The sequence below is a fragment of the Mesorhizobium sp. M6A.T.Cr.TU.014.01.1.1 genome (genome assembly GCF_004022765.1).
Taxonomy (GTDB): Bacteria; Pseudomonadota; Alphaproteobacteria; order Rhizobiales; family Rhizobiaceae; genus Mesorhizobium; species Mesorhizobium mediterraneum.
The window spans coordinates 14,178-34,469 of sequence record NZ_RZPG01000010.1 but is presented as its reverse complement, the minus strand read 5'-3'; the positions used below and the strand labels follow the sequence as shown (position 1 = coordinate 34,469).

Genomic DNA, 20,292 nt, shown 5'->3' with positions numbered 1-20,292 from the left:
CCGATGACGCCGCAGGACATCAGTAACCTGATCGTTCGGACTTCGATGAAGGACCGGGCTGCGTTCGATCTGCTCTACCGGCAGACCAGCGCGAAACTTTTCGGCGTCTGCCTTCGTGTATTGAAGGACCGGGGAGAGGCAGAAGAGGCGCTGCAGGAGGTCTTCGTCAAGATATGGACGAAGGCGGATCGTTTCGCCGTCTCGGATCTAAGCCCGATTTCCTGGCTGGTGGCCATTGCGCGCAATCATGCGATCGATCGCATCAGGGCGCGGCGAGAGCCTGCCGCCTATATCGATGCTGCGCTCGAGGTGGCCGATCCGGCGCCGGGACCAGAGGCTGCGGCTGTTGCGGGCGGTGAATCCGAGCGCATCTATCGTTGTCTCGACGAATTGGAAAAGGACCGGGCGGCGGCCGTCCAGGGCGCCTATCTGGACGGCGAAAGCTATGCCGAACTGGCGGCGCGCCATGACGTGCCGCTGAATACGATGCGGACCTGGCTGCGGCGCAGCCTGTTGAAGCTCAGAGAGTGTCTGGAAAGATGACGCCGGCAGAGGATGATGGACCGGAACCTGAGGGCGACGACCTGTTCGCTGCCGAATATGTTCTTGGCGTGCTGGCCGCGGACGAGCGCGAGATTGCATCACGCCGCATCGACGCGGACGCCGCTTTCGCGCGCCTCGTCGATGCGTGGGAGGCGCATCTTTCGCCTATCGCAGGCGCCTATCCGGAGACAGAGCCTCCGATCAGGGTCAAGGAGGCGATAGATCGCCAGCTGTTCGTCGCAGAGCCTCGCGCCGGTCTCTGGTCGAGCCTTGCCTTCTGGCGCGGTCTTGCCGCAGCTTCCGTCGCGGCGCTGGCGATCACCATCGCCGTGCCTTACCTCAACCCGCCGGTCGAACAGCCGCGGCTTGTCGCCTCGCTGGCCGCTGACGGCAGCGACGTCAGATATCTTGCCGTCTATGACGCCGCCCATCGCGAGGTCGGCCTGTCGCATGTCTCGGGCGAGCATGCCGCCGGCAAGGATTTCGAGCTGTGGATGATCGAGGGCAAGAATGCGCCGGTCTCGATGGGCGTCATCCCGGCCGGTCAGACCGCGCATATGACCATCTCGCCGGCCGTTCAGGAAAAGCTTGCGCAGGGCGCCGTGCTTGCGGTTAGCCTCGAGCCGGCCGGCGGTTCGCCGACCGGTCAGCCGACCGGCCCCGTGGTCGCTGCGGGCGATTTGAAGAGCATCTGATCGCACCTGTCTTCTCGCTCTTACGAGAAGATTTTAATCTATCTCCTATGGTTGAATGAGCTTAGGAACATATAACCGAGCATGGCCCTGCTCTGAATCGCCGTTATGAAAGATAAGATTTTCTCCTGAGCGACGAAACTCACGCACTTATCTCCCGTATCTCCTTGCGCCCCCAAAGAGGGGAAAGATAAACTGAGGAGATTGACATAATGCGTAAATTCGCCACCCTTTTGCTTGCCGGAACGGTCGCCGTCTCCGCGCTCGCCACCGCCGCCTATGCCCAGAATCCGATGGTCGGCGGCGCCGCCATGTATGCAACCAAGAACATCGTCGAGAACGCCGTCAATTCGAAAGATCACACGACACTGGTCGCGGCCGTCAAGGCCGGTGGTCTCGTCGAGACGCTGCAGAGTGCCGGTCCCTTCACCGTGTTCGCGCCAACCAACGAGGCCTTTGCAGCGCTCCCTGCCGGCACGGTGGACACACTGCTCAAGCCCGAAAACAAGGACAAGCTGGTCAAGATTCTGACCTGCCACGTCATCGCTGCCAAGGCGCTGGCCGCCGACGTGACCAAGATGGTCATGGACGATGGCGGCGCGCACAAGGCCAAGACGGCCGGTGGCTGCGAGCTGACGCTCAAGGCCGATGGCGGCAAGGTCACGGTGACCGACGAGAACGGCAATGTCGCCAATGTGACGATCGCCGATGTCGAGCAGTCGAACGGCGTCATACACGTCATCGACAAGGTTCTTCTGCCGAAGATGTAACGAAGGGCCTGCTGCCAGCGAAGATATGGGCGAGGCTCCATGCCGATAGCGCGGGTTCCGCTTGCGTGACCCGCGCAATCGACAAGCGTACACTCCGCACCGTCCCCGCCCCTGCAAGCGTGGAGCCGGTGCGGAGTCTCCGTTTTCAGGAGCTAGCCGTCACCGGCTTTTGATTTCCGTATGACGGTCGAATTTGGCAGACGGATAACAGGAGAAATGATCATGAACCGTCGCGATCTTCTTTTGAGCGGTGCGGCTGCAATTGGGGTGGCTGCAGGTGCCGCGGTGCTGTTGCGCATGGGCGGACCGCAGGATGCGGGGGCGGCCGAAACCTTCGAGGTCACCAAGACCGAGGCCGAGTGGCGCGCCGTGCTGTCTGACGCGGCTTTCAATGTGCTGCGCAAGGAAGGCACCGAATATCCGGGCACCAGCCCGCTGCTCAACGAGCACCGCAAGGGCATCTTCGCCTGTGCCGGCTGCGACCTGCCGCTCTATTCCTCCGAGACGAAGTTCGATTCCGGCACCGGCTGGCCGAGCTTCTGGCAGGAGATCCCCAACGCCGTCGGCAAGACCGTGGACAGGTCTCTCGGCATGACCCGCACCGAGGTCCATTGCCGCCGCTGCGGCGGCCATCTTGGCCATGTCTTCGACGACGGCCCGCCGCCGACCGGCTTGCGCCATTGCATCAACGGTGTCGCCCTGACCTTCAAGCCAGCCACGGCCTGACCGCTTGAATTCGAGCGCGACAGCCGTCAGCGTTCATCCAACCATCAGCGTTCATCCAGAATGGCGAGGGCCGCGAGCGTCAGCAGAATCGACGGAACCACCTTGACGAGGGGGCCGAGCGGATCGAGCCAAAGCACAGGTTCGGTGAACGTTGCGGCAAGCAGATAGACAAACGTCAGGAAAAGCATCCCGATCAGCGCGCGTCTTGCCCAGGGTCGGAAAAGAACCGCAAGCCCGAGCATGATGTCGGCGAGACATGTCGCGACCACCATGATGCCTGTAAGACGATCGGGCAGAAGGCAAGATGGCTTTGCGCCGCCTCGAATGTGAGGAACGGCGCGAGGCCGGAAAATCAGCCAGAAAAGCGCCAGGATGATAATGATTGGCGACTTCAGCAGATAGAGGCGGGCGAACCAGAGATCCTGGACCCCCGAAGGGACGGCGGCGAGCGTCTCGGCCGTCGACGACAGGCGCGGGCGGTGGTCCTGTGGTCGCCGGTTTTCAATGCCACCTGACATGACTGCCATGGCGGTAGAGCGGAGCGGCGAACGCCAACCAAGCCTGCCGGCCATGTCGGCGAACCATGTCACCGGCCGAGCGACCGCCGATGGCATGGAAATCACCGGCGCGGCAGGAAGGCCGAGCCAGCTGCGATGCAATAGGACGAGTTCTCTGAGCGTGAGCCTTTCGTCGCTGCCAAGAGCGACGTCGGATCCGGCTGGCAGCGTGTCCTGAATGGCCGCGCTGACGGCGCTGGCGACATCGTCGAGTGCGACCGTCGTAACGAGGCTTTCAGCGTAAACCAGCGGAATGACCATGGGAAAGGCTGCGAGAGCCCTTAGCAATGCGGATCCGCCATGCGCGTTGCGGCCGAGCACAAGCGCCGGACGCAGAATGATATGGCGTACGCCACTTGCCACGAGAGCCGTGTCCGCTCGCCTTTTGGTGCTGAGAAAAGGAATGTCGCGGTCAGCGGTTTCCGTTTCCGCCGATATCTGAATGATCAGCAGCCTCTGGTCGCGCGCCGCCTCATAGAGGGCGAGCATCGCCCGTTCCTGGGTGGCACTCAGATCGTCCGAGAGCCCATCCTGAAGCGCGCCGGCGCAATTGACGACAACCTGCTGCTCATCCAGCACGTGCTGCCAGCTGACGCCCTGCGTCATGCCGGCGAGATCGGCCTTCAGCCAGCGAACGAACGGCATCTTCAACGAGGCACGCGCGATATCACGCCCAAGCCCCGTGACCTGATGGCCTTCGTCCGCGAGTTTCCTTGCGACGGCGGAACCGATGAAACCGGTCGCGCCGAGAATCAGGATATTCATCCCGGAACTTTAGCCCAAACCATCTAATGCATGTCGCCCAAAAGTGGCAGCGGTTTTGGGGGAACGACATGCAAAGACCTAAAGCCCGGCGCGTGGTTCCCATCACACGCGACGCGCCTACTGCCTTTTAAGATTTTGCGCATGACCCCGAAAATTGCTTTTCGGGGTCATGCGCGAGGATGCCGGGCGGGGGGTCCCGGCGCTCCTCAGTGTCCGCCACCACCGCCGCCCTGTGCGGCTGGCTTGCGGATCACCAGGGTGAAGAGCCCAAGCGTGGCGAACAACACGGTCAGCATGAAGAACACGTCCATGAAGGACAGCAGCGACGCCTGCTGCTGGACCATGCCTGATAGTTTGGAGATCGCCGCCTTGGAGGCGTCGAGCCCGGCAGTCTGCTCGAAGTTGAGCGTCATGTTCTGCAGCTTTTCCTGTGCTGCGGCACTTCCCCACTGCACGTGCTCGGAGAGCCTCGCGTAGTGGAAGGCATTGCGGTCGATCAGCACCGTGTTGATGACGGCAAGGCCAACCGCGCCGCCGAGATTGCGGGTCAGGTTGAACAGGCCCGACGCGTTCTTCAACCGCTCGGGCGGCAAGGTTCCGAGCGCGATGTTGTTGATCGGCACCATGCACAGCATCATCGAGCAGCCACGCAGGATCTGCGGGATCAGCAGCTCATAAAAATCCCAGTCGGCGGTGAGATGCGTCATCCACCAGGTCCCCGTGGCGAAGCCGAAGAAGCCGACCATCATCATCAGACGCGGGTCCATCTTGTTCGACAGGATGCCGGAAATCGGGGCGGTGAAGAACATGGCCAGGCCGCTGACGAACAGCGCCTCGCCGATCATCAGGGAATCGTAGCCGCGGATGCGCCCGAGGAACACGGGATAAAGATAGGTCAGGCCGTAGAGGCCGATGCCGACGACGAAGGAGAACAACGAGCCGAAAGCGAAGTTGACGTTGGTGAAGGCCTTCAGGTCGACAATCGGCTCCTCGGCTGTAAAAGCGCGCCAGAAGAACAGCGCCGCGCCGACGGTCATGATGGTGGCGCAGATGAACACCGCCTGATCCTGCAGCCAGTCGTTGTTAGGACCTTCTTCCAGCACATATTCCATGCAGCCCAGGAAGGCCGCCATGCCGGCAAGGCCCCACCAGTCGAACTTGCTGAACAGCTTGAGATTGGGCTTGTCGAAGTCGATCAGCGACCAGGCGGCTGTCGTCACCAGAATGCCGGGCACGACGTTGACGAGGAACAGCCAGTGCCAGGACATGGCGTGACTGATATAGCCGCCGACAGTCGGGCCGATGGTCGGCGCCAGCGTCGCCACCAGGCCGATCATCGGCGAAACGATGGCGCGGCGCGACGGCGGGAAGATGGTGAAGGCGGCTGCGAAGACGCTCGGGATCATGCCGCCGCCGATGAAGCCCTGCACGGCGCGGTAGACGATCATCTGGTCGATATTGGTTGCGGTCGCGGCAAGAGCGCTTGCCGCAGTGAAGCCTGCGGCCGAGATCGTGAACAGCACCCGCGTCGACAGCATCCGGCTGAGGAAGCCGGACAGCGGGATCATGACCACCTCGGCGATCAGATAGGCGGTCTGCACCCACGGGATTTCGTCGGAGCTGGCGCTCAAGCCCGCCTGGATCTCGGCCAGCGAGGCCGAGACGATCTGGATGTCCAGGATCGCCATGAACATGCCGAACACCATCGCTAGGAAAGCGATGACGCGCCGTGTGGAAATGGTGTCAGGCGTAGCCGGCCTCGCCGGCGGCGATCCTGCCGTCACGGTTGCGGTTGCCATGGCACTGCTCCCAAGCGGCCGCTCAGTTCGACGCGGCCGGCGCTGTGCGGCTGTCGACGGCGACGACGACACTGAGGCCGGCGCGCAGCTTGCCTGTCTTCAGCACATCCGCCGGCACGTCGATGCGAACCGGGACACGCTGCACGACCTTGGTGAAATTGCCGGTGGCGTTTTCCGGCGGCAGCAGCGAGAACACCGCGCCGGAGGCCGGTGCCAGCGAAGAGACCGTGCCTTCAAAGTCATGACCGTCGATAGCGTCGACCGAAATCCTGACCTTTTCGCCAGGCACCAGCCGGGCAAGCTGCGTCTCCTTGAAGTTGGCGACGATATAGAGCTTGTCCATCGGCACGATGACGGCGAGCTTCTGTCCGGGGCTGATCAGGTCGCCTTGCTCGACCGAGCGGTTGCCGACCACACCGTCATAGGGCGCGCGCAGCACGGTGAAGGACAGGTCCCGCGCGGCCTTGTCGCGGGCAAGCTGCAGCGACGCCAGCGTGCTTGCCGTCTCCGCGCGCTGCGCCTGAAGCACACCGATATTGGCCTGCGCCGCCGCGATCTGGGCGTCGGCGCCGACAAGGGCGGCATTGGCCTGCTCGACCGCGGTCTGGGCATCATCCAGTTGAGCTTGGGTGCCGACACGCGTCTTGAGCAATTGGGCGGCGCGCGCTTGAGCTCGCGCCGCATTGTTGGCGGCTGCCTGGTCGGCGGTCTTCTGCGCCCGCGCCTGCTCGAGCGATGCGCGCGCCGCCTCGGTCTGGGCGTCGATACGGTCGAGCGTCTTGCTCAAGGTGGCGTTCTGCGCCTCGGCCTGGGCGACCGCTATTTTATAGTCGCCATTGTCGACGACCAGCAGAGGGTCGCCGGCCTTGACCTGCTGGTTCTCGGTCACCTTGACCTGATCGACATAGCCGGAAATTTTCGGCGAGATGAATGCCATGTCGGCCTGGACATAGGCATCGTCGGTTGAGATCATGAAACGCCCGTCGGTCCAGTAGTCGTAGCCATACCAGGCGCCTGCGCCCAGCAATCCAAGCGCGATGATGGGCAACAGAAAGGAGCGTGCCGAACGTTTCTTTTTGGCCGGCGTCTCGGCCGGAGGACTTATTGCGGGCTCGGTCGGTGCGGTCGGCGCTTCGGTCGCTGGCGCAATCTTGGCGTTGGGGAAAGGACGGACTTCGGCGGTGGGGGTCGCGTTCGAGGACATGGAATCTCTCTGGGTCTCTGGAGACTGGCAATCTCTCTGGAAAATCAGTCAGACTGAACCGTTCGGTTCGATGTGGACATTGACTTAGCGCGGAGAGGGGCCCATATCAAGGGTGATCGAACCGATCGGTTCGAATATTTTTCGAGGTGTGACGTTATGACCGAAGCCGACAAGGACCAGTGCGATCTGCTGGATGGCCTGCGTCGCGGCCGCCCGGCGGCGGGACAGGATCCGGTCAAGCGCAGCCAGATCATCGAAGGCGCGCGCCGTGTCTTCATCGACAAGGGTTTTGAGGCGGCGTCGATGAACGACATCACCCGCGAGGCCGGCGTTTCCAAGGGCACGATCTATGTCTATTTCGCCAACAAGGAAGAGCTGTTCGAGGCGCTGATCGAGGAAGAGCGCGGCACGATCTTCAAGAACATGTATGATATGCTCGACCGCGCCGACGACCTTCGCGAGACGCTGGTGAAGTTTGGCAAGGTGCTGTCCCTCAAGATCACGTCGGCCAAGGTCATCCAGGCGCAGCGCACGGTAATCGGCGCGTCCGACAGGATTCCCGAACTTGGCGCGCGTTTTTACGAACGCGGCCCGAAGCGCGGCCATGACAAGGTTGTCGATTTCCTCAACGCGGCCATCGAACGTGGCCTGCTGAAGATCGATGATGTCGACCTTGCCGCCTATCAGTTCACCGAACTGTGCCTGGCTGGTCTCTTTCGCCAGTGCATATTCGCCTACCGCACCAAGGCGCCGAGCCAAGATGAAATCGACCACATCGTCAGGTCGGGCGTCGGCATGTTCCTGAAAGCTTACGGCACCGAAAGGCTTGCCACGGAAGAAAGCACCCAGACGATTGCACTAGAGGCAAAGTCCTAGCCGCCATTGGCTGCCAGCACGATCGCCGCGCGCAATTCCTCGAGGCCCTCGCTCTTTTCCGACGACGTGGCGAGAACGAACGGAAACGCGGCCGGCCGCTTCTTGATCTTCGCAAGCGTCTCTTCGATCAATCGCGGCACGCCGGCCGCCTTGATCTTGTCGGTCTTGGTCACCACGACCTGGTAGGACACCGCCGCCTTGTCGAGCAGCGACAGCACCTCATCGTCCTTGGCCTTGATGCCGTGGCGGGCGTCGATCAGCACGTAGACGCGCTTCAGCGTGACGCGGCCCTTGAGATAATCGAAGACGAGTTTCGTCCAGTCGTCGACCTTTTCCTTGGGCGCGGTGGCGTAGCCGTAGCCCGGCATGTCGACCAGCGCCATCGGCGGCAGGTCGGCGCCTTCGCCGGAAAATCCACCCGGAACGAAATAGTTGAGTTCCTGCGTCCGCCCCGGCGTGTTGGATGTGCGCGCCAGCCCCTTCTGGTTGACCAGCGCGTTGATCAACGACGATTTGCCGACATTCGAGCGGCCGGCAAAGGCGATCTCCGGCGGTCCTTCCGGCGGCAGGAATTTCATTGCCGGCACGCCGCGGATGAAGATCCACGGCCGCGTGAACAGCTCGATGCCGATCACGGTCTTGTTCAACGCGTTCAAACCGCTGCCTCCAGAAGAGAAATATCGGCGCCACGAATGGCATTGAGGTTGCGGCTGATCTTTTCCACCGGCCAATCCCACCAAGCCGCCGCCAAAAGCCGCCAGATGGTCCTGTCGTCGAAGCGCATCTTCACCACCTTGGCCGCATTGCCGGCGACGATCGCATAGGGTGGCACGTCATGCGTCACCACCGATTTTGCCGCGACGATGGCGCCATGGCCGATCGTTACGCCGGGCAGGATCACCGCTTCCATGCCGATCCATACATCATTGCCGACCACTGTGTCGCCGCGCAATTCCTTCGACCATGTCGCCGGGTCGAAGCCCTCTTCCCAGCCGTGACCGAAGATGTTGAACGGATAGGTCGAAAAGCCGGACATGGCATGATTGGCGCCGTTCATGATGAAGCGCGCGCCCTCGGCGATGGCGCAGAACTTGCCGATGATCAGCCGGTCGCCGATAAACGGATAATGATGCAGCACGCATCGCTCGGCGAATTTGTCGGGCCCGTCCGGATCGTCATAATAGGTGAAGTCGCCGATCTCGATGTTCGGCGCCGTGACCAGTCCCTTCAGGAAACCGACGCGCGTATGCATCGGGATCGGGTGCTTGATGTTGGGGTTGGGTCCGATCATGGTCTGGGTCCATCGGCGAAATAAACGGGCAAGGTCAAAATAGCGCGATCCGCCCGGCAGCACCAACTGCGTGCGCAGCGGATCATCCTTACCTGTTCATCGACAGAGCGCTCCTGAAACGAGAGCGACCTTATAGGGATGTGTCGCGGCGGCGTCTACCGCCGGGCCGACGGGTTTCGCCGTTCGGCGGCGGCTCGGCTTGTTCAAAAAAAGCCCCGGTGCAGGGCTTTTTTGGATTCGCGAAAGGGGGCGCCGGCTACTCCGCCGGCGACGGTTTCTTCCGGAAAAGCGCGACCAGATTGTCCCACAATTCGATCTTGGCGCCCTGCCGCTTCATGATAACGCCTTGCTGGATGATCGAAAGCAAATTGTTCCAGGCCCAGTAGATGACCAGGCCGGCCGGGAAGCCCGCCATCATGAAGGTGAAGATGACAGGCATCCAGGTGAAGATCATGGCCTGCGTCGGGTCCGGCGGCGTCGGGTTCATGCGCATCTGCAGGAACATGGTCACGCCCATGATCAGCGGCCAAACGCCGACCATCAACATATGCGGCAAGGTGATCGGGATGAGGCCGAACAGGTTGAAGATCGAGGTCGGGTCGGGCGCCGCCAGATCCTGGATCCAGCCGAAGAACGGTGCGTGCCGCATCTCGATGGTGATGTAGAGCACCTTGTAGAGCGCGAAGAAGACCGGGATCTGCAGCGCCACGGGCCAGCAGCCGGCGAGCGGATTGATCTTCTCGGTCTTGTAGAGCTCCATCATCGCCTGTTGCTGTTTCATCTTGTCGTCCGCGTATTTCTCGCGGATCTCAAGCATCTTTGGCTGCACCTTCTTCATGTTCGCCATCGACGCGTAGGATTTGTTGGCAAGCGGGTAGAAGACGGCCTTGACGACGACGGTGGTGGCGAGGATGGCCAGACCGAAATTACCGAAGAATTTGTACATCGTGTCGATCAGGTAGAACATCGGCTTGGTGATCCAGATGAACCATCCCCAGTCGATCAAACGGTCGAACAGCCTGATGTGGCGATCTTGCGCATAGGCGTTGACCTTGGCGACTTCCTTGGCGCCGGCGAAGATCTCGGTCTCTACCGTCGCCGACTGGCCGGCATCAACATTGATCGGGTCGGTGAGGAAGTCGGCCTGGTAGCGGGGGCGGCCGTCCTCGAAATAGGCGTAGCGCGGCTGGAACGGCTGCTTCTCGGTCGGCACCAGCGTCACCGCCCAGTATTTGTCGGTGATGCCCAGCCAGCCATCGGTCGACTTGCCGGGCGTGAACTGCTTGTCCTCCTCGACGGCCGCGTATTTGTGTTCCTGCAGGCCTTCCGTGCCGGTGACGCCGATCAACCCCTCATGCAGCACATAGATGCTGGCAACGGCAGGTTTGTCGAAGCGGGTGACACGGCCGTAATTCGACAGGGTAACGGCGGTCGAACTCGAATTCTGCACCGTGTCCGAAACAGTGAACATGTAGTCGCTGTCGACGGAGAAGGTGCGCTTGAAGGTCAGGCCCTTGTCGTTGGTGAAGGTCAGCGCGACCGGTGTCGCCGGGGTCAGTGTCGCATTGCCGTCGACGGTCCACACCGTTTCCGGCCCCGGCACCGCGCCGGTCTTGTCGCTGCCGACAAAGCCGATCTCGGCATAGTAGCCGGTAGGCAGCGCCGCCGGGTTGAGCAACTCGATCTCGGGCGAGTTCTTGTCGACCGTCGTCGTGTAGTGCTTGAGCCTGAGGTCGTCGAGACGGGCGCCGGTGAGATTGATCGAGCCCTCCAGGCTCGGCGTGTCGATCTTGACGCGCTGGGTCGACGCCAGTGCCTGCTCGCGGCCGGCCGGCGTCGTGCCGTCGGTTCCCGGTGCGTTGGGGCCCGCTGCATTGGGAATGGCGCCTTGCGGCGGCACCGGCGTTTCGCTACCGCCCGGACTGGTGGCTTGGGCCGCCTTCTTCTGCTCCGCTACCCGCTGTTCTTCGATGCGGGCCTTCTCGCGCTGTGCCTCGCTCTGCGGCAGCACGTAAAAATACTGCCAAAGCGACAGGATCAGCACCGACAGCGCGATGGTGATGAAGAAGTTCCGGTTGTTTTCCATCGAAAGCCTTGGCCTATCGTGTTCCGCGCAATCGGCGGGAGAGTTCGGCCTTCAATTGGCCGAACGGAGTGGTAAGCACGTCTTCGCGCCCGACGATGACATAGTCATTGCCAGGCGCCATGTCACCCGCGGCATGCGTGCGCACGGCTTCCCTCAGCCGCCGCCGGATGCGGTTGCGCACGACTGCGTTGCCGACCTTCTTGGTGACCGTGTAGCCGACGCGAGGCGCCTCTGCGTCGCTGCGGTCCAGAACCTCGACGAGAAAAAGCCGCCCGCGGCGCTTCTCGCCACGCCGGACAGCCAGGAATTCCGCGCGTTTCAGAAGCCGCTTGGGATGTGCTCCCACTGGCTTGCCGGTTGCGGGCAACGATCTCGTCTTCCGTTCAGGCGCTGAGCCGCTTGCGACCGCGGTTGCGGCGGGCTGCGACGACGCCACGACCACCCTTGGTGGCCATGCGGGCACGAAAACCGTGCCGACGTTTGCGGACGAGTTTGGACGGTTGGTAGGTACGCTTCATTTGTTTTAATACCGCGGGGTGCGGCCCTTCTTGATTCTGTCACTCTGTAACAGGAGCTTTGCCGGGTCGGTTTTGGCGCGATCGAAACCGCGCCGGGACGAATGGCCCGAGCGTGAGCGGGCTTATAGAAAGAAGGGTTTTGGAAGTCAATCCGCCGCCTTCCGACGCCGTCAGGGCCGATGGCTGAGGTGATGGCCGAACTCTGGGCGGTCTCATCCCGTATTGGGACGAAGGATGAAATTGGCAAAAAAGCCGCAATGGCCTAATCTTGGCTGATCAAGTGATCGTGAAGAAAAAGCAGCATGAGTGATTTCCCATCCGCGGACGAAGGGACCGACCGGGCGACGGCCGCCGCTCGGACGGTGCCCCGTACCGTGCCCTTGTCGCGTGGATTGTCGACAAAGCTCCTGCTGCTCACGATCGTCTTCGTGCTTCTGGCCGAGGTCCTTATCTTTCTGCCCTGGATCGCCAGCTACCGAATGAGTTGGCTGAAGGAAAGGCTGAGCACCGCCGCGGCAGTCTCGATCGTGCTGGTGCAGGGAGAGCCAGCCTCGCTGTCGCGCGCCGCGCAGAACGACGTGCTGACGGCGATCGGCGCCAAGGCGATCGCCGTGCGCGACGGCGGCGTCTCGCGCCTTCTGGTCGTGGCTGAAATGCCGCCGCATGTCGACGAGCATATCGACATCGCCAATGTCGGCCTGGTCGAGGGCATGACCAGTGCTTTGGACACGCTGTTTTTCGGTGGCGAGCGGATGCTGCGCGTTTTCGGGCCGGTCGGCGACAGCGACAAGGAATTCGAGCTGATCATGCCCGACTACAGCCTGCGCAATGCCATGCTCATCTATTCGCGCAACGTCGCCTTCGTCTCGCTGCTGATCTCGCTGTTCACCGCCATGCTGGTCTATGCCGCCATCGACCTGATCATGATCGGTCCGATCCGGACGATGACGCGTTCGATGCTGGCCTTCTCCGAGGCGCCCGACGATCCCGGGCGGATCATCCACCCTGCCGCCCGCGCCGACGAGATCGGCGTTGCAGAGCGCGAGCTCTCGCAGATGCAGGAGCGGCTGCAGAAGATGCTCTCCGAGCAGAAGCATCTCGCCGATCTCGGCCTCGCCGTGTCGAAGATCAATCACGACATGCGCAACATCCTGGCGTCGGCGCAGCTGATGTCGGACCGCTTGCGTCAGGTCAAGGACCCGACCGTGCAGGCCTTCGCGCCGAAACTGCTGCGCGCGCTCGATCGTGCCGTATCCTATTCGGAAGGTGTGCTTTCTTATGGCCGCACCCAGGAGCCGCCGCCTTCACGCCGCAGGCTCAGGCTGCGCCAGCTGGTCGACGACGTCCACGGCCTGCTCGACACCGAAGGCGGCATCGAATTCGTCAACGCCGTCGATCTGGCTTTCGAGGTGGATGCCGATTCCGATCAGCTCTTTCGCGTGCTCACCAATCTTTGCCGCAACGCCGTGCAGGCAATGGCGGCGGACGCGGAAAGCGCGGTGGTGCGCCGGTTGGCGGTGTCGGCCGAGCGCGTCGGCAGCGTCAGCCGTATCACCGTCACCGACACCGGCCCCGGCCTGCCGCCGAAGGCGCGCGAGAACCTGTTCGCGGCGTTCCGCGGCTCGGCCCGCAGCGGCGGCACCGGCCTTGGTCTGGCGATCGCCTATGAATTGATCCGCGCTCACGGCGGCACGGTGGAGCTTGTCGAAAGCAGAGGCGGCCGCACCACATTCGCGGTCACCATCCCGGACGAGCCGGTCCGGCTCGACCAGGCCCGCAACGGCCTGCGCCGCCCGGCCTGATCCAGAGCAATTCCAGGAAAAGTGTGTGACGGTTTTCCGTCCGGAATTGCGCAGAACAAAGAGCCGGCCAGCACGAACAGCAAAACTTTTGCCGGATCGGCTTGCTTTTCGGAAATTCAGTCGCTAGGGAACACGTCACATCGCGGCCGGTCGTTAAGGATCGGATCGCGGGCTATGCAAAGCATGGCCTGTTGCGCGCCCGTAGCTCAGCTGGATAGAGCACCAGACTACGAATCTGGGGGTCAGGAGTTCGAATCTCTTCGGGCGCGCCAAATCTACGCTGCAGCACGCCGGACGCGCTTGTAGCCAGCGAAAGCCCTCCAACCTATGAGAGACGTTTTCGTGCGGGCGAGCCCCTGTGGCGCTTCGGCGCGGCCTGCTCCGCTATTTCCGGCATGTCGAAGAGCACGCCAGACCCATGTCATTGAGCCGAAAGCTGCCCAGCGGCAGGCGATGCTAGGCAACCCTATCCGACGCCATCAATCAACGCGTGCGCTGCTAACTCCTCAGCAGTAGTTCGGCGTTAGGAACTTAGGGCATGCACGACGCTGGCGCTCAATCTCCCTTAACTTTTCGTAAGACAGATCATGGGTGCTAACGCCCATTTCAACCAAAACAGATATCCTGATGTTGTGCCATTGAACTCTTCTTGTCCCCGTAGACTCTGATCGAATGGTGCCTTTAGATAGTCGCGGTCGCTGAGCCGCATGGTCTCCGCCCAACGAGCCCCGCTCTCATTTTCCACGGTGGTTACGATCTTTCGAGCCTTTTGGATGTACGGTCCCGTAAATGTGTCCATGGCTTCAGTAGGCTCAAAATCGCACCCGACGAACTCCACAGTCAGCTCATTTCTCCCATTCCAATTCTCTCTTTTTTGCTCCCGGCATCTGCTGGAGGAGCTGTCCGGCGGGTTTTCAGAAATTAAATCTGCGAATCGCGCGCCTAGTTCGCCACCTTCTTCGACAGTATAGACATAACGAACATTGACACCCTTAACGAATCCACGGCCATAATTCTTTGTGTAGGAAACTACTTGGAATATTTTTTGACCCTGGTAGTCTTCCGTGTGGATTACTTGTGCTTGACTGAGGAAGCAGGCCTTGCCGGAGGCGACTTCGGCAACAACAGAAGTAACACCCATTCCAATCAGGACACTACCTATGACGCCCATCGTCCACTTAGCCAAGGCCGGCAGTGAAGAAAACCATTGGTTCATTTTGCCACCCTCCAGCAGCGACATAGCGAGCAGGCACGCCCCCAGTGGACAGATCGGATTGTGAACATCTGCATGCTGGTGCGCCGCGAGCATAACAGCTGCGTAAAACTGGAGCTATCGCCGGGAACGCCGCCCATCGTAGCGGCTTTGGCGGGCTTCGGATTTTCCCGGCCGCGCCCGCTGACTGAAGCCGTCTAGGCCGGCTTCGCGTGGGCGCCAAGCCAAAGTGGACTTGCGCCGGCGGGAGCCACGCTGCCCGTTTCGTGGGCGGCCTCAGCCCGAATAGCGGAGCACATTGACAAGCAGAGCGAAAGCGGGGGACGTTTGGCGGCGGCTGGGATAGTAGAGGTGATATCCCGGCCAAGGCGGGCACCACTCATCGAGCACCCGCACAAGGCGACCGCTGTCAAGGTGGGCCTGCGCCACGTCCTCCGGCATATAGGCGAGGCCGAAACCCTCCAACGCGGCTTCGAGAATCTCGACGGTGCCATTCAGGATGATCTGGCCGTCCACCCGCACCTTCAGCTCGCGACCGTCTCGCTCGAAATCCCAGGCCCACAGCCCGCCGTTGGAGGAAAAGCGCTGGTTGATGCAAATGTGACCAGTTAGCTCCTGCGGTGTCATTGGCGGCGGCCGCTTGGCGAAATATGACTTCGCCCCAACGACGGCGAAGCGGATGTCCGGCCCGACGCGCACAGCGATCATGTCTTTTGCGACGCTCTCTCCCATTCGCACGCCTGCGTCGAACCGTTCAGCTGCAATGTCTGTCAGTGCATTGTCGAGGAACACCTCAACTGTGACGTCGGGATAGTCGGGAAGGAGCTTCGCCAACCTCGGCCAGATAACAGAATTAAATGCGTGATCGCTGGCGGTGAGGCGAATGGTGCCGGCAGGCTTTTCCCTCAATTCGCTCAACGCCTCGACCTCGACGTCGATCTCCTCGAAGCGCGGGCCGATGTTGCGCAGCAGCCGCGCGCCGGCCTCTGTAGGTGAAACGCTGCGGGTCGTGCGGGTCAGCAGCCGAATACCCAGTTGCTCTTCGAGTGCACGGACCGTGTGGCTCAGCGTGGACTGCGAAATTCCGAGCTGCGCCGCAGCCCGCGTGAAGCTGCCCTCCCGTGCGACGGCCAGAAAGGCCAGAAGCATATCAAGTCTTCCACGCCGCATTTATGGCTCAAACCGATAAGTCGATACTCATTATACAATCTAGTGGGACGAGTTGCACCTGGGTCCAATCGAAATCGCCGAGAGCGTGGAATATTCTAGGTGGATCACACCTCGGTGAATCGGACGAGCAATGACGATGAAAGTAAAAGCAGCCAGCCGAAAGTGATCGACAACCTTCCAACGTTCTTTCTGCGTAATTGATCCGTCGTGGTAAAACGCTCCGAACCGACAACGCTGCATCACCGTTCCTCCGGGGGCTTGAGATGCCGGAACTGCATCAGAAGCAGCAGATCGTAGATGATCTTCAGGGCGCCGCAAATGAGGAGGGGCCAAGCCCGGAACGAGGCCGCGAACAGCGCGCCGGCCAGCGCGGGACTGGCGGCGGCGGCCAGACTGCGCGGCACCGATGTGAAGCTCGCTGCTGCTGCCCGCTCTGCCTCCGTGACGACGGCCATCACGTAAGATGATCGCGTCGGCACGTCCATCTGCGAAAGTGCTGCGCGGATCAGCAGTAAGGCGAGCGCCAAGGGGAGCGCGGGCGCCAACGCCGCCAGCATCAGGGCGATGCTCGACGGAATGTGGGTGAACACCATCGTGTTGATCAGTCCGATGCGCCGGGACAGCCAAGCTGAAACGGGGAAAGAGAACGCCGAAAGCACGCCGGACCAGAAGAAGAAAAATCCCGCTTCCGAAAGCGACAGATCGAACTTTTCGAAAAGCCAGAGGGCAAGCAGCGACTGGACTACAAAGCCTCCGGCAAAAGCATCGAGGCTGAAAAGCGCCGCGAGCTTGAACACAATCTTGCGCGAGGGGCCGAGCGCGGACCCGCTGCTGGAGTCCGTCGCCGGACGGCGCTGCGGAATCTGCGCGTAAAGGAGGCCGCCGAGAAGACCCAGAAACGCATAGAGCACGAACATCGCCTTGATGCCGGCGAGTTGGTCGAGGCCGGCCGGAGCCAGAAGATCAGGTGTCGCCGAAACGAGCGCGCCAACCGCGCCTGCCAGCGCACCCACAAGGCTGTAACGCGCGAACATCCTGGTCCGCGCGGCATCGGTGACTTCGCGTGTCAGCACCGCATGCTCCAATGGCACGAATACGCTGACGCTGCCGGCCGAGGGGTTGATGGTGCCTGCGAACGCGACCACCAACAGCAGCGCGTAGTCATGGACCAAAGCAAAGGCCACGCCCGTGGCGACCATCAGGCTGGCGGCGGCAAACAGGAGTTGGCGGTGATCGTAACGGACGCCGAGGAACCCGACAACGATGGTTAAGAGCGCGGAACCAAGCAGTGACGCCGTTGCGATCACGCCTACCTGAAGGGGAGTGAAGCCTAACGCGAGGAGATAGACCGGCAACAGAACGGCCACGAAGCCATCGCCCATGTCGCGCAAGGCACGGGCCATGAAAAGAAAGGTCGTCGAATGGATCCGCAGCACTGATCTGCCTGCCCTCATCACCTGCGTGAGCGCCCGCGTGTTCTGTTTCAGGCGGCCGTTTCGACCGGCAGGCCGGCGGTCTTCCATTCGGGATAGCCGTCTTCGAGCCGACGCGCGAGATAGCCCTGCTCTCGCAAGGCGGCGACCGCTTCGAACGAGAGAACGCAATAGGGACCGCGGCAATAGGCGATCACTTCCCGATCTGCCTCTAGCTCGCCTAAGCGACGCTCCAACTCGGCCAGCGGGATGTTGAGGGCGCCTGGAAGATGTCCGGCCGCGAACTCATCCTCTGGCCGCACGTCGAGAACCGTGACCATGCCGTCATGCAGCCTTGAGACGAGCTCGTCTCGCGACACCGGCTCCATCGCATCGCGAGCCCGGAAGTAGTCGGCCATGACGCGGCCGATTTCGGCAACATTTCGCTCGCCGACGCGGCCGAGCGCCTTGATCAGCGCCACCACCTCGGTGTCGCCGGCGAGGCTATAGAGCATGTGCTTGCCGCGGCGCTCCGTCTCGACGAGGCGAGCCCGCCGCAGGATCTGCAGGTGGCGCGACGTGTTGGCGAAGCTCAGATGGGCTCGCGCGGAGAGGTCCTCGACGCTGCGCACCCCTTGCGCGAGGTGCTCCAGAAGCTCGAGCCGATGCGGATGGCCGAGCGCCTGAGCCACTTCGGCAAGGCTCGCGTAGATCGCCTGTTTCGGTCCGGTGCTTGACACGGCTTCTCCTCAGTGGAACATTCAGCGGAATGATTGAATGTCTCTAGCCCGTCGTCGCGAGGCGCGCAAGACCATGATCCTTCGCCAATTCCTTCATACCGATCCAGTCGGCGTCTCATACCTGTTCGGCTGCGGCGGCAAGGCAGCCGCGGCCGTCGTCGATCCGGCCGGCGACATCGAGTTTTACCTGCGCGCCGCCGAAGACGCCGGCATGCGCATCCACTTCGTCGTCGACACGCATGTTCATGCCGACCATCTCTCTGTCGGCCGCGCGCTCGCCGAAGCCGCGGGCGCCGCATACGTGCTCGGGGCGGAGGCGTATGTCGCGTTCCCGTTCAAAGGAATGCGCGACGGAGAGGCCCTCTCGCTCGGCAACGTCGCCGCAACCGTCCTGCACACGCCCGGTCACACCCCGGAGCATATCTGCATTCTCGTCAGCGACCGCACGCGTGCCGACGAGCCATGGTTCGTGCTGACCGGCCACACGCTGATGGTCGGCGATCTCGGTCGCACCGAACTCGCCGTCAGCGCCGAGCAAGGCGCAAAGGATATGTTTCACAGCGCCGGTCGGCTCAAGGCTCTCCCAGATCATGTCGAGGTGCTCCCCGGCGCCTATGCTGGCTCGGTCTGCGGCCGGCGCCTGAGCGGCAAGCCCTGGTCGACCATCGGTTTCGAGAAACGCCACAACGAGGCCTTGCGGATCGAGGACGAAGCCGCGTTCATCCGCTTCATGCTCGCCGAGATTCCCCCGGCTCCGCCCGAGGCCGCGGCGCTCCGGGCCGCCAATTCCGCCTTGGCTGCGGCGGCGGCCTGACCCATGGACGAAGCGGCATCGGTGCCAGGCAAGGCGGGTTCACCCGTCAGGCTAGGCCTCAGAGAGAACTGGCCGCAATTCGCGCTGCTCGTCGTGATCAACGCCTTTGTCGGCGGCATGGTCGGGATAGAACGAACGGTGGTGCCGCTGATCGGATCGGAAGAGTTCCACGTCACGTCGACAACGCTCATCGTCTCCTTCATCGTCAGCTTCGGCGTCGTCAAGGCGCTCGCCAATCTGGTCTCGGGGCAGCTTGCCGACGCGTGGGGCCGCAAGCGCGTGCTCGTCTTGGGATGGCTGGTCGGCCTGCCGGTGCCGTTCATGATCATCTGGGCGCCGACCTGGGAATGGGTGATTGCGGCCAACGCATTGCTCGGCATCAACCAGGGGCTCGCCTGGTCGATGACCGTGATCATGAAAGTCGATCTCGTCGGGCCGAAATCGCGCGGCCTGGCCGTCGGTCTCAACGAGTTCGCCGGCTATCTTGCCGTCGGGGTGACGGCGTTCCTGACCGGCTATCTCGCCTCGCAATACGGACTCCGGCCAGTGCCGATCTATCTCGGCATCGGCTATGCGGTCATCGGTGCCGCACTGTCGATCCTGCTCGTGCGCGACACGCGGGACCACGTTCGGCTGGAGGCCTCATCCCACGCGCAGCAGTCCGCGCCGATCAGCTTTCGGCAGGTCTTCGCGCTCACCTCGTTCGGGGATCGCAACCTGTTCGCCGCTTCGCAGGCCGGCCTCGTCAACAATCTCAACGACGGCATGAGCTGGGGCATTTTCCCATTGTTCTTCGCTTCCTTCGGTCTCGGCGTCGAACGCATCGGCATTCTCAAGGCGGTCTATCCCGCGACATGGGGTGTCCTGCAGATCGCCACAGGCCCCTTGAGCGATCGCTGGGGGCGCAAGGGCCTGATCGTCGCCGGCATGTGGGTACAGGCCGCGGGTCTGTTTCTCACCGCGGCGACGCGCCAGTTCGAGTGGTGGATCGTCGGCAGCCTTCTGCTCGGCCTCGGCACGGCGATGGTCTACCCAAGCCTGATCGCAGCCGTCTCCGACGCCTCGCATCCGACCTGGCGCGCCCGCTCACTCAGCGTCTACCGCTTCTGGCGGGATCTCGGCTACGCGATCGGCGCGCTCTCCGCCGGCCTCATCGCCGACAGCTTCGGGCTGTCATGGGCGATCACATCGATCGCCGCGCTGACGTTTCTCTCAGGGGTAGTCGTGGCTGTTGTGATGAGCGAAACCGAGGCTCATCCGTCCGCGAGGAGGGCAACATGACAGCGGCGGCAGATCGCTGCCCAAGCAATTGAT

20 protein-coding genes and 1 tRNA gene are annotated in these 20,292 nt (G+C 62.3%); 9 read left to right on the top strand and 12 right to left on the bottom strand.

The window, feature by feature from the left end:
• The first annotated feature begins 3 nt into the window (after window positions 1-3).
• From EN885_RS13250 to msrB, 4 genes are all read left to right on the top strand, one after another.
• Window positions 4-543 (top strand): sigma-70 family RNA polymerase sigma factor, encoded by a 540-nt coding sequence (locus EN885_RS13250; RefSeq protein WP_128241602.1) that lies wholly within the window; start codon window positions 4-6, stop codon window positions 541-543.
• A complete protein-coding gene (locus EN885_RS13245) occupies window positions 540-1,238 on the top strand; it encodes an anti-sigma factor (protein WP_128241710.1) in 699 nt (232 codons plus the stop codon). Before EN885_RS13250 ends, EN885_RS13245 begins: the two co-directional genes overlap by 4 nt.
• Before the next feature lie 209 nt (window positions 1,239-1,447).
• Window positions 1,448-2,005 carry a fasciclin domain-containing protein gene (locus EN885_RS13240; protein ID WP_095484538.1) on the top strand — a complete coding sequence of 186 codons (558 nt, stop codon included), beginning with the start codon at window positions 1,448-1,450 and terminating at the stop codon, window positions 2,003-2,005.
• 222 nt (window positions 2,006-2,227) lie between these two features.
• Window positions 2,228-2,731, top strand: coding sequence for a peptide-methionine (R)-S-oxide reductase MsrB (msrB, locus tag EN885_RS13235; protein ID WP_128241601.1), 504 nt, complete (start codon window positions 2,228-2,230; stop codon window positions 2,729-2,731).
• 44 nt (window positions 2,732-2,775) lie between these two features.
• On the opposite strand, the gene EN885_RS13230 is transcribed toward msrB, so the two are convergent.
• The 3 genes from EN885_RS13230 to EN885_RS13220 form a co-directional block, all read right to left on the bottom strand.
• Complete coding sequence (locus EN885_RS13230; protein WP_128241600.1) at window positions 2,776-4,053, bottom strand: SDR family oxidoreductase; 1,278 nt, start codon at window positions 4,051-4,053, stop codon at window positions 2,776-2,778.
• 206 nt (window positions 4,054-4,259) lie between these two features.
• Complete coding sequence (locus EN885_RS13225) at window positions 4,260-5,852, bottom strand: DHA2 family efflux MFS transporter permease subunit (protein ID WP_128241599.1); 1,593 nt, start codon at window positions 5,850-5,852, stop codon at window positions 4,260-4,262.
• Between the two features lie 22 nt (window positions 5,853-5,874).
• Window positions 5,875-7,056, bottom strand: a complete 1,182-nt coding sequence (locus tag EN885_RS13220; RefSeq protein ID WP_128241598.1) for an HlyD family secretion protein — start codon at window positions 7,054-7,056, stop codon at window positions 5,875-5,877.
• Window positions 7,057-7,212: 156 nt separating this feature from the next.
• Here EN885_RS13220 and EN885_RS13215 point away from each other — a divergent pair, with 156 nt between their 5' ends.
• Window positions 7,213-7,932, top strand: a complete 720-nt coding sequence (locus EN885_RS13215; protein ID WP_128241597.1) for a TetR/AcrR family transcriptional regulator — start codon at window positions 7,213-7,215, stop codon at window positions 7,930-7,932.
• On the opposite strand, the gene yihA is transcribed toward EN885_RS13215, so the two are convergent.
• From yihA to rpmH, 5 genes are all read right to left on the bottom strand, one after another.
• Window positions 7,929-8,588 carry a ribosome biogenesis GTP-binding protein YihA/YsxC gene (gene yihA / locus EN885_RS13210; protein ID WP_128241596.1) on the bottom strand — a complete coding sequence of 220 codons (660 nt, stop codon included), beginning with the start codon at window positions 8,586-8,588 and terminating at the stop codon, window positions 7,929-7,931. The genes EN885_RS13215 and yihA overlap by 4 nt on opposite strands.
• A complete protein-coding gene (locus EN885_RS13205; RefSeq protein WP_126104041.1) occupies window positions 8,585-9,223 on the bottom strand; it encodes a CatB-related O-acetyltransferase in 639 nt (212 codons plus the stop codon). Before EN885_RS13205 ends, yihA begins: the two co-directional genes overlap by 4 nt.
• 256 nt (window positions 9,224-9,479) lie before the next feature.
• Entirely contained in the window at window positions 9,480-11,309 is a 1,830-nt protein-coding gene (yidC, locus tag EN885_RS13200) for a membrane protein insertase YidC (protein ID WP_095484531.1), read from the bottom strand.
• Window positions 11,310-11,322: 13 nt separating this feature from the next.
• Window positions 11,323-11,676 (bottom strand): ribonuclease P protein component, encoded by a 354-nt coding sequence (gene rnpA / locus EN885_RS13195; RefSeq protein WP_095484530.1) that lies wholly within the window; start codon window positions 11,674-11,676, stop codon window positions 11,323-11,325.
• A gap of 16 nt (window positions 11,677-11,692) precedes the next feature.
• On the bottom strand, window positions 11,693-11,827 hold the full coding sequence (gene rpmH / locus EN885_RS13190) for a 50S ribosomal protein L34 (RefSeq protein WP_008833937.1): 135 nt from the start codon (window positions 11,825-11,827) through the stop codon (window positions 11,693-11,695).
• Between the two features lie 302 nt (window positions 11,828-12,129).
• On the opposite strand from rpmH, the gene EN885_RS13180 reads away from it, so the two are divergent.
• Together EN885_RS13180 and EN885_RS13175 are read left to right on the top strand one after the other, a co-directional pair.
• A complete protein-coding gene (locus EN885_RS13180) occupies window positions 12,130-13,629 on the top strand; it encodes a HAMP domain-containing sensor histidine kinase (protein WP_095484529.1) in 1,500 nt (499 codons plus the stop codon).
• A gap of 195 nt (window positions 13,630-13,824) precedes the next feature.
• Window positions 13,825-13,901: transfer RNA gene (locus EN885_RS13175), tRNA-Arg, on the top strand.
• A 293-nt stretch (window positions 13,902-14,194) separates the two neighbouring features.
• On the opposite strand, the gene EN885_RS13170 is transcribed toward EN885_RS13175, so the two are convergent.
• The 4 genes from EN885_RS13170 to EN885_RS13155 form a co-directional block, all read right to left on the bottom strand.
• Window positions 14,195-14,845, bottom strand: coding sequence for a hypothetical protein (locus EN885_RS13170; RefSeq protein WP_128241595.1), 651 nt, complete (start codon window positions 14,843-14,845; stop codon window positions 14,195-14,197).
• Between the two features lie 273 nt (window positions 14,846-15,118).
• Window positions 15,119-16,012, bottom strand: coding sequence for a LysR family transcriptional regulator (locus EN885_RS13165; RefSeq protein ID WP_128241594.1), 894 nt, complete (start codon window positions 16,010-16,012; stop codon window positions 15,119-15,121).
• Between the two features lie 239 nt (window positions 16,013-16,251).
• Window positions 16,252-17,466 (bottom strand): MFS transporter, encoded by a 1,215-nt coding sequence (locus tag EN885_RS13160; RefSeq protein WP_164897844.1) that lies wholly within the window; start codon window positions 17,464-17,466, stop codon window positions 16,252-16,254.
• A gap of 29 nt (window positions 17,467-17,495) precedes the next feature.
• Window positions 17,496-18,164 (bottom strand): metalloregulator ArsR/SmtB family transcription factor, encoded by a 669-nt coding sequence (locus EN885_RS13155; protein WP_127291209.1) that lies wholly within the window; start codon window positions 18,162-18,164, stop codon window positions 17,496-17,498.
• A 37-nt stretch (window positions 18,165-18,201) separates the two neighbouring features.
• On the opposite strand from EN885_RS13155, the gene EN885_RS13150 reads away from it, so the two are divergent.
• Together EN885_RS13150 and EN885_RS13145 are read left to right on the top strand one after the other, a co-directional pair.
• On the top strand, window positions 18,202-18,978 hold the full coding sequence (locus EN885_RS13150) for an MBL fold metallo-hydrolase (protein WP_245461486.1): 777 nt from the start codon (window positions 18,202-18,204) through the stop codon (window positions 18,976-18,978).
• Between the two features lie 3 nt (window positions 18,979-18,981).
• Window positions 18,982-20,259, top strand: a complete 1,278-nt coding sequence (locus EN885_RS13145) for an MFS transporter (RefSeq protein WP_128241593.1) — start codon at window positions 18,982-18,984, stop codon at window positions 20,257-20,259.
• Window positions 20,260-20,292 lie beyond the last annotated feature (33 nt).